The sequence below is a fragment of the Pseudarthrobacter sp. MEB009 genome (assembly GCF_030208875.1).
GTDB lineage: Bacteria > Actinomycetota > Actinomycetes > Actinomycetales > Micrococcaceae > Arthrobacter.
On sequence record NZ_JARVTC010000015.1, the window covers coordinates 263,790 to 278,752 of the forward strand.

General features: G+C 62.8%; 13 protein-coding genes and 1 pseudogene. 9 read left to right on the forward strand and 5 right to left on the reverse strand.

Features of this window, described 5'->3' with window-relative positions; translation table 11 throughout:
- Positions 1-9: 9 nt before the first annotated feature.
- The 6 genes from QRN07_RS16570 to QRN07_RS16595 all read left to right on the forward strand — a co-directional run bounded on the left by QRN07_RS16570 (position 10) and on the right by QRN07_RS16595 (position 7,074).
- On the forward strand, positions 10-987 hold the full coding sequence (locus QRN07_RS16570; protein ID WP_050684316.1) for an ABC transporter permease: 978 nt from the start codon (positions 10-12) through the stop codon (positions 985-987).
- Between the two features lie 10 nt (positions 988-997).
- Entirely contained in the window at positions 998-1,924 is a 927-nt protein-coding gene (locus QRN07_RS16575) for an ABC transporter permease (RefSeq protein ID WP_050684317.1), read from the forward strand.
- Complete coding sequence (locus QRN07_RS16580; protein WP_285241647.1) at positions 1,921-2,883, forward strand: ABC transporter ATP-binding protein; 963 nt, start codon at positions 1,921-1,923, stop codon at positions 2,881-2,883. The genes QRN07_RS16575 and QRN07_RS16580 overlap by 4 nt, the downstream gene beginning before the upstream one ends.
- Positions 2,880-3,974 (forward strand): ATP-binding cassette domain-containing protein, encoded by a 1,095-nt coding sequence (locus QRN07_RS16585; protein ID WP_285241648.1) that lies wholly within the window; start codon positions 2,880-2,882, stop codon positions 3,972-3,974. Before QRN07_RS16580 ends, QRN07_RS16585 begins: the two co-directional genes overlap by 4 nt.
- On the forward strand, positions 3,971-5,518 hold the full coding sequence (locus QRN07_RS16590; RefSeq protein WP_285241649.1) for a glycoside hydrolase family 32 protein: 1,548 nt from the start codon (positions 3,971-3,973) through the stop codon (positions 5,516-5,518). The genes QRN07_RS16585 and QRN07_RS16590 overlap by 4 nt, the downstream gene beginning before the upstream one ends.
- Before the next feature lie 131 nt (positions 5,519-5,649).
- Entirely contained in the window at positions 5,650-7,074 is a 1,425-nt protein-coding gene (locus QRN07_RS16595; protein ID WP_285241650.1) for a glycoside hydrolase family 32 protein, read from the forward strand.
- A gap of 195 nt (positions 7,075-7,269) precedes the next feature.
- Here the strand turns inward: QRN07_RS16595 and QRN07_RS16600 are convergent, their stop codons facing one another.
- Complete coding sequence (locus QRN07_RS16600) at positions 7,270-8,715, reverse strand: SLC13 family permease (protein WP_056601095.1); 1,446 nt, start codon at positions 8,713-8,715, stop codon at positions 7,270-7,272.
- A 12-nt stretch (positions 8,716-8,727) separates the two neighbouring features.
- Positions 8,728-9,846 (reverse strand): PrpF domain-containing protein, encoded by a 1,119-nt coding sequence (locus QRN07_RS16605; RefSeq protein ID WP_050684323.1) that lies wholly within the window; start codon positions 9,844-9,846, stop codon positions 8,728-8,730.
- A gap of 239 nt (positions 9,847-10,085) precedes the next feature.
- On the opposite strand from QRN07_RS16605, the gene QRN07_RS16610 reads away from it, so the two are divergent.
- Complete coding sequence (locus QRN07_RS16610; RefSeq protein WP_050684324.1) at positions 10,086-11,024, forward strand: LysR family transcriptional regulator; 939 nt, start codon at positions 10,086-10,088, stop codon at positions 11,022-11,024.
- 90 nt (positions 11,025-11,114) lie between these two features.
- Here the strand turns inward: QRN07_RS16610 and QRN07_RS16615 are convergent, their stop codons facing one another.
- Entirely contained in the window at positions 11,115-11,411 is a 297-nt protein-coding gene (locus QRN07_RS16615; protein WP_050684325.1) for a hypothetical protein, read from the reverse strand.
- 145 nt (positions 11,412-11,556) lie between these two features.
- Between QRN07_RS16615 and QRN07_RS16620 the strand changes: the two genes are divergently transcribed.
- Together QRN07_RS16620 and QRN07_RS16625 are read left to right on the forward strand one after the other, a co-directional pair.
- Positions 11,557-12,636: a helix-turn-helix transcriptional regulator gene (locus QRN07_RS16620; RefSeq protein WP_056601094.1), complete on the forward strand. Its 1,080-nt coding sequence runs from the start codon at positions 11,557-11,559 to the stop codon at positions 12,634-12,636.
- A 310-nt stretch (positions 12,637-12,946) separates the two neighbouring features.
- Complete coding sequence (locus tag QRN07_RS16625) at positions 12,947-13,639, forward strand: LmeA family phospholipid-binding protein (protein WP_056601164.1); 693 nt, start codon at positions 12,947-12,949, stop codon at positions 13,637-13,639.
- A 125-nt stretch (positions 13,640-13,764) separates the two neighbouring features.
- Here the strand turns inward: QRN07_RS16625 and QRN07_RS16630 are convergent, their stop codons facing one another.
- Together QRN07_RS16630 and QRN07_RS16635 are read right to left on the reverse strand one after the other, a co-directional pair.
- Positions 13,765-14,589 (reverse strand): DUF2382 domain-containing protein, encoded by an 825-nt coding sequence (locus QRN07_RS16630; RefSeq protein ID WP_056601163.1) that lies wholly within the window; start codon positions 14,587-14,589, stop codon positions 13,765-13,767.
- A 134-nt stretch (positions 14,590-14,723) separates the two neighbouring features.
- Positions 14,724-14,963, reverse strand: a pseudogene (locus QRN07_RS16635) (DUF3618 domain-containing protein); the annotation flags it as partial.

A 14,963-nucleotide genomic window follows, 5' to 3' on the forward strand; every position in this document is an offset into this window, starting at 1 on the left:
AGGGAAACCGTGCGCTTCATCCTGCGCCGCCTGGGTTTCTACCTGATCGCCTTCATGGCATCCATCACCTTGAATTTTATGCTCCCGCGGTTCATGCCGGGGGACCCCGTGTCCCGCATGTTCGCCCGTTCCCAGGACCGGATGCAGCCCGAACAGATCGAGGCCCTGCGCAAGTTGCTGGGTGTTGACGATCGGCCCATCTGGGAGCAATACATCGACTACCTGCACAACGTTTTCACCGGGCAGATGGGTGTTTCCATCTCCCGTTTCCCCACCCCGGTCACCGAGGTCATCTCATCCCAAATTGGCTGGACACTCCTGCTGGGGGGAACCGCGCTGGTGATTGCCGCCGTCGTGGGTAACCTGCTGGGAATCCTGGCCGCCTGGCGGCGCGGCGGAACGATCGACTCCGCGCTCCCGCCGCTGCTGGTTTTTATTGGCTCATTTCCATACTTCTGGCTTGCGATGGGTGCGCTGTACCTGTTCGGCGTGGTGTTGGACTGGTTCCCGATCCGGCATGCATTCACGGACGGTCTGGAGCCTGCCTTCACCTGGGAATTCATCGGCGACGTCGGTGCGCACCTGGTGCTGCCTGCGCTGACGATTGTCTTGGTCTCGATCGGCGGCTGGATGCTCGGTATGCGTAACACCATGATCGCCACCAACTCCGAGGATTACATCACCATGGCTGAAGCCAAGGGCCTCCGCCCGGGCCGCATCATGCTCCGCTACGCCGCCCGCAACGCCATGCTTCCCTCCGTAACGAGCTTCGGCATGGGCCTTGGATTCGTTGTGGGTGGTGCGCTGCTCACTGAAGTGGTGTTCGCCTACCCCGGAGTCGGTTACCAGCTCCTTAACGCCGTCCAAGGGCTCGACTATCCACTGATGCAGGGCCTGTTCCTGACCATCACTGCCGCTGTTCTGCTGGCCAACTTCCTGGTGGACATCCTGTACGTCCGCCTCGACCCGCGCGTGCGCAGCAACTAGAGGACCGATCATGACAACCGCACTCCTGAAGCAGCCCACGCCAACACCAGCTGCCCGCAAACCAAACCGTAGCTTCATCCACGGCCTCACCAGCAACAAAAAAGCGCTGACGGGGATGGCCGTGATGGTCATCTTCATTGCCCTGGCCTTGCTGGCGCCGGTGCTGTTTCCGGGCGACCCGTCCAGGATCACCGCATTGGCGTCCCTGGAACCATCGGCTGAGCACTGGCTTGGCACCACGGCCAAAGGACAGGACGTCCTCGCGCTGACTGTCCACGGCTCACGCAGTTCGTTGTTCGTGGGGCTGACCGTGGGCTTGCTGTCCACCTTCATCGGAATCCTGGTGGGACTTGCCTCGGCGTACTTCGGCAAGTTCATTGACGAAGCGCTGTCCCTGGTCACCAACGTGTTCCTGCTACTGCCCGGATTGCCGCTGCTGGTCATCCTGGCTGCCTTCCTTCCGCCTGGCCTGGGCACCGTGATCCTGGTCCTGGTGGTCACAGGGTGGGCCGGCTCAGCACGCGTCCTGCGCTCACAAGCCTTGTCCATCCGCTCCAAGGACTTTGTCGCCGCTGCCGTGGTCTCCGGCGAACGGGCCGGCCGGATCATGTTCCGCGAGATCCTGCCCAACATGGCCTCAATCGTCATGGGCACCCTGCTGGCCTGTGTGATTTACGGTATCGGCGCCCAAGCGGGCCTCGAGTTCCTGGGCCTGGGCGATGTCAGCACCGTCTCTTGGGGCAACAACCTGTTCTGGGCCGGCAACGAAGGTGCACTGCTGACGGGCAGTTGGTGGGTCTTCGTCCCCTCAGGCCTGTGCATCGCGCTGGTTGCCTTTGCTCTTGCCCTCATCAACTACGCCGTGGACGAGGTCACCAACCCGCGGCTCCGGAAGATCAAAACTCCGAAAGATACCGAAAGGAGCGCTGCCAAGTGACAATCTCCCAAGTTTCCTTCGGCTCCCACGAACCCGTCCTGGACGTCAAGGACCTCACCGTCAAATACGTCGGCGACACCCGCTCCACCACCGCCGTCGACCGCGTTTCCTTCAGCATCGGCACCGGCGAGGTGTTCGGGCTCGCGGGAGAGTCCGGCTGTGGGAAGTCCACTATCGCCAACTCGATCATGAGGCTCCTGAAGGATCCAGCGAAGATCGCAGGCGGCAGCATTTCCTTCGGCGGCAAGGATGTCCTGGCCATGAGCCCTGAGGAGTTGCGGCGCTTCCGCTGGCAGGACGTGGCGATGGTCTTCCAGTCAGCCATGAACTCGCTCAATCCGGTGCTGACCATCGGCGAGCAGATCGTGGACATCTTCACCACCCACGCCGGCTACTCCCGCAAGGAATCGCTGCGGCGTGCCGGTGAACTGCTGGAACTCGTCAGGATCGACCCCGCACGCCTCAGGTCGTATCCGCACCAACTCTCGGGCGGTATGCGTCAACGTGCCGTGATTGCCATGGCAGTGGCACTCAAGCCCTCACTGTTGATCCTGGATGAACCCACCACCGCGCTGGACGTGGTGGTGCAGCAGGAGATCATGGCGCAAATCAAGGAGCTCCAGCGCGAGCTCGGCTTCTCCGTCCTCTTCATCACGCACGACATGTCCCTCATGGTGGAACTCTCGCACCGCATGGCAGTGATGTACGGCGGGCGGATCGTGGAAACCGCGAAGGCCCAGGACGTTTACGCCACCCCCCGACACCCCTACACCCAGGCGCTGATGGGCGCTTTTCCGCCCCTCACCGGTCCCCGGGTTCCGCTGACGGGCCTGCCCGACGGCGTGAAATTCCGCAACATCCCGGACCTCAGCGAGGTGTCACCCGGCCACTTCGTGGCACCGTTCGGTGCCGATGCTCCGGTTATTGAGTCCGCAAACCTGGAAGGAGCCACGCCATGAGCCACGCCGTCACGACCCGGCAGCCGGGAACCACTTCCGGCGGTCCGGCCTTGGAAATCCGGGGCCTGGGCAAGTCGTTCGCCGTTGGGGGGCTCTTCTCCCGCGATTCTGTCCGCGCCTTGCACGGCGTCGATCTGTCCATTGGCCGGGGCGAAATCGTAGCCCTCGTGGGGGAGTCCGGTTCCGGCAAAAGCACCCTGGCCCGCTGTGTCGCCAGACTCGAAAAGCCGAGCTCCGGGGAGATCCTCATTGACGGCGTCGATGTGCTGAGGCGGGATCGTTTCCAAGCATCCCGGGCCTTCCGGTCCCAGCTGCAGATGGTTTTCCAGGACCCCTTCGGCTCATTGAACCCGGCGCACAGGGTCGAGCACTTCCTCCGGCGTTCCTTGGCGATCCACGGCAAGACCGGCGGTACGGAGAAGGAGACTCGGCAGCGGCTCGAAAAGCTTATGACCACTGTTGGCCTGGATGCCGACATGCTGAACTCGTACCCGCACGAGCTCTCCGGCGGCCAGCGCCAACGCATTGCGATTGCCCGGGCACTAGCCGTTGAACCGCAGGTCATCCTGGCCGATGAGCCGACGTCCATGCTGGACGTTTCCGTTCGGATCGGCGTGCTGAACCTGATGCGCAAGCTCCGCGATGAGCAAGGTATCTCCATGCTCTACATCACCCACGACCTCGCATCCGCACGGTACCTGGCGGACCGTACAGCGGTGATGTTTGCCGGTGAACTGGTTGAGGAAGGCGAGTCTTTGGACCTCCTGGCCACCCCGGCGCACCCGTACACGCAGCTCCTTGTTTCGGCCGTGCCGGATCCCTCCCGGGCAGGCTCGTACGATCCCGTCCGCCGGGCTGAACTGCGGCAGGCTGTTATGGCCTCGACGCACTGCGCGTTCGACGGTGACCCGAACCAGGCCTGCTCGGCCGAAGAACCAGTCCGCCACTGGGTGGGCAACCCCGAAAACCGCCACTGGGTGCGCTGCCACCTCTATCGCCCGTGGGCTGCTGCCGGCGGCCATGCCCTGGCGAGTGAACCGATCCAACCCGGCCACCCGGCGTCGAACGCTCAAGAAGAGGCCTCCGCATGACTGAACTGACCCACCCGCTCGCCACCACTCCGCAGGATGAGTTGGTGGCCCGCGCGGAAGCCGATCCGCTGCGGCCGCGCTTCCACTTTGTCTCACCGGCCGGTTGGCTCAACGATCCCAACGGGGTCAGCCAATGGAACGGCACCTACCACCTCTTCTATCAGTACAACCCCGAGGGCGCTTTCCACCACCGCATCCAATGGGGTCACGCCACCAGCACCGACCTGGTCACCTGGAGTGACCAGCCCGTCGCCTTGGAACCTTCCGCAGGACCGGACGCTGAGGGCTGTTGGTCCGGGGTGCTGGTTAACGACGGCGGCACTCCCACCTTGGTGTACTCCGGCCGGTTCGCGGACAAGGAGTTGCCCTGCGTCGCCGTAGGAACCCCTGACCTGCTGGACTGGACCAAAGATCCCGGGAATCCGGTCATTGGCGCGCCGCCCGCCGGCGTAAACACCACCGCGTTTCGGGATCATTGCGTCTGGCAAGAGGGAAGCAAATGGCGGCAGCTGGTGGGTTCAGGAATCCGGCACGCCGGCGGCACGGCCTTCCTGTATGAATCTTCGGACCTGCGGTCCTGGGACTACCTCGGACCCCTGTTCATCGGGGATGCCTCCCAGGGAGATCCCGCGGACTCTGACTGGACCGGAACCATGTGGGAATGCGTTGACCTGTTCCGTGCAGGGCAGGGCTCGCTGGGGTCTGCACGTGCCGACGACTCACCAGATGTGCTGGTCTTCTCCGCGTGGAATGACGGCGAAACCCGGCACCCGCTGTATTGGACCGGACGGTATGCCGGCGACGCCTTTGAACCGGATTCGCTGCACCGTTTGGACTACGGAGGCCGCTTCTTCTATGCACCGCAGTCCTTCCAGGATGAGTCCGGCCGGCGTGTCATGTTTGGCTGGATGCAGGAAGGCCGCAGTGACGCAGCGATGGTGGAAGCCGGCTGGTCCGGGGTCATGAGCCTGCCGCGGGTCACCACGTTGGCGAACGACGGAACCCTCGCGTTCACACCTGTTCCCGAGGTCGAGAAGCTGCGCCGGAAACATGCCGGTGTGCCTGCCCAGGTGCTGGTGGCCGGGACATCAATGGATACCGGTGTGTCGGGCAACCAGCTGGACCTTGAGCTGGACGTGCAGCTTGCTGCCGGTGCAGAGCTGCGGCTCGGACTGCTTGGAACCGCGGAGGGTGCTGAGGAGACGGTGATCGTTCTTAGCCGGTCCGCTGACGGCACCCCCACCGGCATGCTGCATCTCGACCGTACCCGCAGCAGCCTCGACCCCGCCGTCGATCTGGTGGAAAAGTCCGGCGCCATTCCGATGACCGACGGTCGGGTCCGCCTGCGCGTCCTGGTGGACCGGTCCGCCGTCGAAATTTTCGCCAACGGCAAGCCGCTCACGGCCCGTGTCTATCCCACCCTGGGCGGCGAGCGCGTGAGACTGGCCGCCAGTGAAGCCTCGGTGCGGCTCCTTTCCCTGGACGCCTGGACCATGGCTGAGGTGTTTACGGAGAGCCGTAGCCTCCTGCCGGAACGGAAGTGAAACCCATGGAAAACTCTTCAGTCTCTCGCCGCGGACTTCTGACGGGCGCCGGTGCGGTTGCGTTGGGTGGGTCCATCGCGCTGTCCAATCCTGCGTCCGCGGCAGGCAGCCCGTCGAAAGGACCATCCAGAATGCGCCCCGTCTATCACTTCAGCGTGGCCGACAACTGGAAGAACGATCCCCAACGGCCCATCTACCTGGATGGCGAGTACCACTACTACTACTTGTACAACGCCGACTACATCACTGGCGGCGGCGGCACGTCATGGCGCCGTGCCACCACCACCGATCACGTTGCCTTCCGGGACCGCGGTGTCTCGATACCGAAATTCAGCAACAACAACGGCGACTGCTGGTCCGGATGTCTGGTGGTGGATGAGCGAAACACCTCCGGATACGGAGCGGGTGCGGTCATCGCCTTGGTTACCCAAGCGCCGGAAGGGCGCCAGGCCCAGTATCTTTGGTACTCAACGGACCGGGGACGCTCATTTCAGCCGGGCGGCACGGAGCCGGTGCTGCCCAACCCTGGTGTGCACGATTTCCGCGATCCCAAGGTGATCTGGGATGAGGACCGGCAGCGGTGGTTCATGGCCAACGCGGAGGGGCAGAAGCTGGGTTTCTACGCCTCACCTGACCTGCGGTCCTGGCAGCGTGTTGGCGAATTTGTCCGGAGCGACCTGGGGCTTCTGGAATGCCCTGACCTCTTTCTGATGACCGCCGACGACGGCACCCCGCATTGGGTCCTGGGCACCAGTGCGAACGGCAAAGGCCGCGGACTGCCCGCGACGTATGCCTACTGGACGGGGGTTTTTGACGGCAGTTCCTTCACGCCCGACCATCCCGAACCGGAATGGCTCGATTACGGCTTCGACTTCTACGGCGCGGTGACCTACCCACATCACGATGCATCGGGAGCTGTAGACCCTGGCCTCCGACGGGCCATCGGATGGGCGAACTTCTGGGACTACCCTCACAACACGCCAACCCTGGCAACTGACGGTTACAACGGCGATGACATGATCGTGCGCGATGTCCGGCTCAAGCGTGGGACCGGTGCCTATTACCTCACCTCCGCGCCCACGTCTGCGCTGGGTAACCACGTGAAGCGCACGCATCGTCTGGGCGATCTGGCGGTTACAGGTACAAAGGATCTGAAGGTCCGGTCGCTGGCATATGACCTGTCGTGCGAGGTGGTGTGGGACCCAGCCGCACCACCGGCCAATCTCGGTCTTGAGGTGTGCCGCGCCCCGGGTGGCGGCCGGCATGTCGCCGCAGGCGCCTACCTGCGTGGCCCGTTCACGTACGTCAACCGCGGCCCCACGATCAACCCCACTGCCGGCGAAACCCAAACCGCGGTGGACCCCTCCGCAGGCCGCTTCGCTCTTCGTATCCTCGTGGATCGCACCAGCGTGGAGATGTTCGTCGGAGATGGACGCGTGGTGCACTCGCACCGGGTCTTCCCCCTTGAAGGCGATGACGGTATCCGGCTGTACGCCCATGAAGGAGCGGCCTTGTTCCGCGACCTGACCATCCGTGAGATCGCGGTCTCACCGTAGCCCGCTCCTGCCTGGAGTGCACAAGGCCGGACTGTAAAACCTAAGGCAGGGCCCGCCGGTGTGGCGGCCCTGCCTCAGGTGCACGGGGTTTGCGCTTTTGCGCCCGTCTCTCGGGCTACCTGTTGCGATGGTGTGCAAGGCGCAATCCCCACGCCGGCCGATCGTTGATGCCGGCAGTCTTCATGGCCTTGCGGCCTACATGATGCCGGTTGGTACCAGCAAGGCCCAGGCAAGTGCGGGTGCTACCAGGACTACTCCGCCGGCGTACATCATCAGCTGCTTGTAAACGCGCTGGCGGTCGTCTTCGCGGGCGTTGGCGACCACCAGGGCACCGTCGGTGGAGAAGGGCGATACATCCACGACAGTCGCGGCGATGGCGAGGGCAGCCACTGTCCCCGAGGCGCTCAGTGAGCTGGTTGCCAGGAGGGGACCAGCCAAGGGGATGAAGGCCGTCAGCAGTGCGGTGGATGATGCGAAGGCTGAGCCGACACCGATGACGTAGCAGAGCACGAGGGCGATGAGGAGCGGTGCTCCAAGGGCCAGGGCCTGCTCGGCGAGGGTATCGATGACCCCGACGTGCTGGAGCAGGGAGACGTAGGTGATCATCCCTGCGACGAGCAGCACAGTTGACCAGGAGACTCCGCCGATGAAGGTCTGGTGTTCCTTGATGTTGACCAGTGCCAGCAGGAGTCCTGCTGAGAGGGCGACAAAGCCGATCGGCATGTGGAAGCCCAAAGCGCAGACGAGCATGGCCACGATGAGTCCCAACGTGAGGATTTGCTGGCCGCGTGGCCGGGTGGTGCGGGTCTCAAGGTCGGCGTGCTGGCCGGCAGCGCCGTCGCGAAGCTTACCCAGGAGGGCGAACACCACTACCGTCAGCACGGACAGGATCAGATTCAGGGCAAAGCTCGCTCCGAAAAGCGCGCCTTGGGAGATCGGAAAGCCGTTCTTCACCGCGATGTCATGGACCAGGACGCCTGCCACGGACAGCGGCGAGAAGCCGCCGGCGTGAGCTCCGTTGATGATGAAAGCGCCCATGAGCACGGGGTGGATGCGCGATTCGTAGGCCAGTCCGATGGCGGCGGGGGCCAGGAGTGCGACGGCGGCAGGGGAGAAGGTTCCAAGCGCGGTGAGCGATGCTGCCAGAAGGAAGAATACCCACGGCAGAAGCATTGTCTTGCCCCGCACCAGCCGCACACAGTTCTGGACGATGATGTCGATGGTCCCGTTCCTCTGGGCCATGCTGAAGAAGTACGTGACTCCGATGATCGTGATCACGATATTGGCGGGGAAGTCGGCAAGGATTTCCTTGTCGGTCATGCCGAGCATGAAGTAGCCGACGCCGAAGGAGGCCACGAGTCCCATGACGCCGATGTTCAAGGGCCACTTGGTGGCGACAACGAACATCACCACGAGGATTACCAGCGGGATGATCTGGGTGGCGGTCATGGTCGGCTCCGATTCCGGGGTGGCCGCCGGGTTGAAGAGGGCACCCCCGAACAGGATGGCGACCAGGCCCAGAATGGCAGAAGCGGCAACCGTTACCAGCAGGATACGGCGGCGGTTGTTGGGCTGCTGGGAACGTTCTTCCCGGATGTCGCTCTCAGCCTCGGGAGCTGGTTTGAAAATAGTCTTAGCCATGGTGTTTTCTCCTCATCGAGTGGCTGTTGCTAGTGAGGCTTCGACGGCGTTGCCGAGAGTCTCCGGAAGGTGGATGATGCTGGAGGCGATGGTGCGCGCCGTCCGGTCGACGCCGACCAGCAGGGATCCGTCTTGTTCCTCGCTCCAGGTTTCGATGACGCCCGCGGGCGTCCTGAGCTTCAGAACTGCTATGGATGTGTTGCCGGTGATGGTGTTCAGCACGGTGCCCGGCGTACGGGCAGCGAGCGTCAGCGCGATGCTGCCGGTGATCGCCAGTGCGGGATGCGGTTTCCCCATGGAGAGCATCATGACGTTTACGTCACCTGCGGCGTCAGGCCCTTCGGGCGGGCCGACGATTGCAAGTTTGGGAACAGCCCGCGCGGCCTGGGCGGGAGTTGCTGCCATTCCCATCCGGACCGCAGCCTGGCGGCGTATTACGTCCAGTGTGTCGAGTTGAAGTTCAACTTCGGCTTTCCATGTGTCGTAGCGGGCAGTATCCAGGCCAAGTTCCTCAGCCCGCACCATGACTACGGGTGCGCCGGCGTCCACCATGGAAACCGTCCAGCGGGTTCCGCCGGCAACGATCGTGTCAGATGCCGAGCCCGTGGGCAGCAGTTGTCCGGTGGTCTTGCCGGCCGGATTCTGGAAGCCGAGCCCCACTCTGTAGCCGGGAAACACAACGCCGGGCATCTGTGCGTCCGGGACGATCGGCAGGGCGCCGGCGGGTGTTGAAACCCGCTGAATGATGATCTGTCCCGTGTTGGTGTTCCGCGTGACGATCCGCGTGGAGTCGCCGGAAGGAACTACCCACCCTTTCTCGATGGCATAAAGACCCACAACCGCCGAGCAGTTTCCGCAGTTGCTGCCCCAGTCAACAGATGCTTCTTCGATGCCCACCTGGGCGAAAGTGAATTCGACATCCACTTCCTTGTCCGCCGGGCGGCTTAGGAGCATTGCCTTGCTGGTGGTTGAAGTGGCCCCGCCTACGCCGTCGATCTGCCGGGAATCCGGGCTTCCGAAGAGTCGGGGCAGGAGATCGTCCAGATTGGCGTTGGCCCTGTCCAGGTCTTCGGTTTCAAAGACCCAGCACTTGCTGGTGCCTCCGCGCATCCATTCGGCTTCGATCTTCATTGTGCTTCCCTGCCTCTCGTGGCATCCTGCAAATTTTGCGGCCTGTTACGAGGATGATGCGAATCACATATGAAGACAATGTTGGATATATGAAGGGGAGTGTAGGGATGCTTCACTCATTGCTGCGGCAGGACGAGGCGGAGCTGAAGAATTGCCTGGTCCCGGATTATCACCCTCCGGCAGGCACCGGGAATCGCAGTCCTGCGTAGAATGAACAAAATACGGGGAAGGCTGAAGCAATGCTTAACGATGAGAACATGGATTTATTTGATATTCGGCGGCTCGCCCTCCTGGTGGAGGTGGTTGAGCAAGGATCCATCACGGCGGCGGCTGACATCATGATGTACTCACCGTCTGCCGTCTCCCAGCAGTTGCGGAAGTTGGAGCAGGAAGTAGGGCAGCCCCTCCTCAATCGCCGATCCCGCGGGGTGGTTCCCACGGAGGCCGGTCAGGTGCTGGCTGGACACGCACGGAGGATCGTAGGACAGATGCGTGCGGCCCGGTCCGACTTGGGTCAGATTGCCGGGTTGGGCCGGGGCTCGTTGACCGTGGGTACGTTTCCCACGTTGGCCGGTTCATTTTTGCCGCTGGTGATCCGCGCATTCAAGAAGCGCTACCCGGCAATTGGCCTGTCTGTGCGCAGCGCCCGCTTCGATGAACTGGTTTCGGACCTGGAGTCCGGAGTGACTGGACTGTGCCTGCTCTGGGATTACCCTTGGAACCGCTTCAACGACGAATCCATTCGGATCACGGAGGTGTTCCAGGAGAGCACGGTGGTCCTTGTGGCCAAGGGGCACCCCTTGGCGGATCGTGATGAAGTGTCCATGAAAGACCTCCGAAAGGAGTCGTGGATAGTCCGTGCAGAGGCGCACCCTGTGGTTGAGGTACTTCAACGATCCGCCCACGACGCCGGCTTTGAGCCGAATATCGGGTTCCTGGCCAACGATTACCAAGAGGCTCAAGCCATGGTCAGCGTGGGCATGGGTGTGGCGATGGTCCCCAAAACAGCAGTGGCCTTGCAGCATCCCGATGTCAGGGTCCTAAGCCTCGGCGCTGACGCCCCCCTGCGCCGGGTTCTTCTGGCCCAACGCCAAGACAAGGTATACGCACCCGCCGAGGTAGCTTTCCATTCAACCCTTCTGGAGATCGCCCGTGAACGTGGCAGTGATTATCTCTGAGCTGATGGTTAGGCCGCCAGCGGGTAAGCGCCAATCCCGGCTGGCCCGCTGTATGACTGTCCGGGCATTGCCGCACGTAAATACCCGCCGTCAGGCTTCGAGTTGAACGACTTCCTTGGTGTCGAGGATCTGCGTCCGTGGCTCGCCCCCGAAGGCGGGCCCTGCGGCCCCGGAACTCCAGATCTGTCTCATCGACGCCAGGAGGCGTTCGGCTTGGGAGACCGTCGGGAACTCAAGGTCGATCAGAACATACCGGGGGTTATCGACGGGCTGGTAAATGGAGTACCTCTGCACGCCTGCTTTGCCTCGCCCGGCCGGGTCCCGGTCGAACGCGGCCTTCCATGTCGCGAAGTCGTGAGTGCGGTGTTCAATCCTGAGAATAGGCATGTCCCGTACTTTCTCGTTGGGGTGTGCCCTGAGCGTAGGGTTCGTCGCTCTCGGTAACCATCCCAACTTTCTGGGATCTTTCTTCCAGCGGGCAGCTGCAATCTCAAGGCGGAGGAACGGGGCTTTTTGGGCGTACTGTCGAGATATGGTCACGCAACTGACACTGGCCAACGTTCGGGAGCGAATAGAGTCCATCAGCGCAGTGCCTTCAGATGCCAGAACGTTCCGAACTGACGCGCTTCGCGAATTGCATCGTGCTCTCGACTTCGATGCCCACGTTTGGCTGCTCACGGATCCGGTGACCACAGTCGGTTCTGACCCGCACGCGGATGTCCCGGCATTCGGTCAGCTGCCGTCCCTTATCAAGTTTAAGTACCTAACCAAGGTCAATCGATGGACTGATTTGATCACCCGCCGGGTGGCGGCGGCGTCGCTGCTCGAGGCGACGGGTGCAGAGCTAGCGGAAAGCCTTCTCTGGACGGAAATGCTGCAAAATTACCGGGTCAAGGATGTGGCCTCGATCGTGATGGCAGACAGCCATGGTTGCTGGGGTTTTCTTGACCTATGGCGAACGAGTCCAAAGGCATTCGGCAGCCATGAACTCGCGTTTCTGAGTGATCTCGCGCCGTCGCTGACACGAGCGCTTCGGATGCGGCAGGCGGGTACATTTTCGACGATTCCGCCGGCGCTGCGCCTCGGAAGAGGGCCCGTAGTCCTTATTCTCAGCGAGAACCTCGAAGTGGTCAGCCAGACCGGGGCGGCCGGAGAGTGGCTTCGAACACTCCTGCCAACTGCCGGCACCCTGCCGCCGGTGCCCGCGAGTGTCTACAATGCTGCAGCGCAGTTACTTGCGGTTGAACAGGATGTCGACTCGCACGAGGCCAGCGCGCGTGTGCATCTCATGGAGGGCACGTGGATCACCGTTCGCGCCGCAAGAATGGGTTCGCAGATAGCTGTGACTCTGGAGGCTGCCGCTCCCGACGAGCGGCTTGAGGTCTACGCCCTGGCCTACGGTATGACCCCACGCGAGGCGGAGCTCCTGGGAATGCTTGTAGCGGGAAGCGACACGAAAACGATTGCCGCGGCGATGACGCTTTCAGAGTTGACCGTGCAAGACCACCTCAAAACCATTTTCGCGAAATCACGCACGCACAATCGCCGATCCCTGCTGGCGCAGATCGTCGGCACTCGCGTGGGCGCAGCAAGGACCGAACAACGAGATTGAGCAGATCGACGCCGGCGGACGGCGGCTAAGCGCTGATCACGGGGTGGCACGCATTCCGGCTTTGGCTCCTTCTGTGAGCCCCTGTAGGCGTTGCTTTTGATGATCCCCGCCCCATAAGAGCACTGCCGTGATGCCCGTCCACACGATGGCTGCAAGGAACACGAGGCCAATGGCCGATATCGAATCCATCGTGCCAGTCTAGGCCGAAACCTCGCATACTAAGCAAACTTAGTACATGTTCGGGGGAGTCAGCGCCGAGTGCCCTCACAAGCCGTCGCATGTGGAGGTGGTCAGCCGTCAGAATGTTTCCATGGAGTGGAAACGCGCGAAAGACTGGTTCATCGGTGCTGTGTGTATGGTTTTGATGCTCGGCGTCGCAGCCGTAATCCTCTGGTGGGTGGTGAGTTCCCCGGCCGGCGGGAGCCAGTCCGGGCCCGAAACGTCGCCGTCCAAGGGCTCGGCACATCAGCCAGGCAGGGAGGCGCCCGCAGGCCTGCGGGAGGATGACGTGTGGTTCTCCGATCTTGCGCTTGACGCGGGGACCGTAGTGACCGCCGGTTCGACGCTCAGGGATGTCGAAGCCGTGGGGCAGGGCGTTGTTACCGGCCCGGATGGGCTGGTTGCTGACCGGCTCGATGTCGACGCGACCGTCCCGTTCGAGGTCGTCGCCGGGGAACTCGGGGATGGCACAGTGGTTCGCGCCGCCGACGACGGGCAGGCCACGGTGGTCCGCGACGTTGAGGTCCTCGGCCGGGAAGTGCGGGTCGTTGCAACGGGCACTGTCGAGGTGAAGGCCGGAAGGATCGTTGTTGAGCCACGCTCCATCGACGTTGGCGGGCCGGACTTTCTCTCCGCCGCTACGGCTGCCGTCGTGCGAAGGCTCGTCACAATCGAACACAACATCGAGGGCCTGCCGGATGGGCTCGGGCTCCAAGACGTTGTTGTCCAGAGCGACGGCTTCCGCGCAACTCTCCGGGGTGACGACGTCAGGCTCACCCCATAGCAACACCCACCCCCCGGCCTCCCGGCTTTCGCGCCGTTCAGTACGAACGGAGGTCCGCCTCCCCATGGGGAGACGGACCTCCGGTGTGGTGCCGGGCTGACCGGCGCTGGCCAAGGAGCGCAGAGTTAGCGGTCGTTGCGCCGTTCGGTGGAGCTGTCGTCGTCGAGTTCGATTTCTTCTTTGCGTACTTCCTTGGTGACGTTGTGCTGTTCGGTCACGGTGTCCTTTTCGAGCCGCACGCGTTCGACGGGCACGGTTTCCTTTTCCACGACGGGGCGCTCTTCGTGGAGTATGACTTCGTGTTCTTCCTCGCTGATGGCCGGGCCGGCCTTGGCATCTCCAACGTTGGCATCGGTGATGGGCTCGCGTTCGAGGCGAACCTCTTCGCGCTGCACGGGAACTGTAGTGGTCACATTCTCCGTGACAACATATTTGCGCAGTCGTGCCCGGCCGGTTTCTTCCGTGCGGGTGCCAACGTGCAGCTGCTCTTCGGAGCGGGTCATGGCATCGTCGGTGGTCGGGCCGGAGGTGTCATGGCCCACCACATCGCGGTCGGCAGTGCCGGCATCGGCGTCAATGCTGTTGCCGGTGTTGGTGCGGGCATCGGTATTGGTGCCGGTGTACCCTGCGCCGGAGGGGAGCTCGTAATAGCTGTAGAGCTCGTCTTCTTCCTGGGGGGTCAGGTGTCCGTCGGGTGCTACGTTCGGGGCGTCTTTGACCTTGTCCTTGGTGTAGGGGACGACGAGGTCGTGTCCGTCCTGGGAGGCGGAGTCCAGCGGGACGAAGGATTCATTGCTTCCGAAGAAACCGGTTTTAACGGTCACCCAGGTGGGTTCGTTGGTTTCATCGTCCGCGTAGATCTGACCGATGGAGCCGATTTTGCCGCCGTCGGATCCGATGACGTTGCCGCCAGCTGAGCTGAGGGAAGCAAGGTTCTCACTGCTGATCATGTTGTTCTCCATGTTGTACTTCGGATAGAAAACGGACCATCGGAGGTCCGTTTCCGGGGCGGTCGAGGTGTTTTTGGCGCGCACCGACGCCAGCGTCGGGGCTGGCGCGTTGTCGCGGCGCTTCATGGTGTGCGTCAGGCGTTTTGGACGTTGTCTTTGGCTTCGGTGCTGCGGTCCTTGACGTCTGCGACGGCGCCTTGGCCTTCGGCTTTGACGTGTTCGGCGGCGTCGGTGGCCGTGGATTTGAGGCTTTCCATGGCGTCCTGGGCGGGTTGCTTGAGGTCCTCGGCCATGTCCTTGGCGGCGTCGGTGAGTTGGTTGGTGAGGGGTTCGGCGGCTGTTTTGAGTTGGTCCGCGGCTTCGCGTTCCTTCTC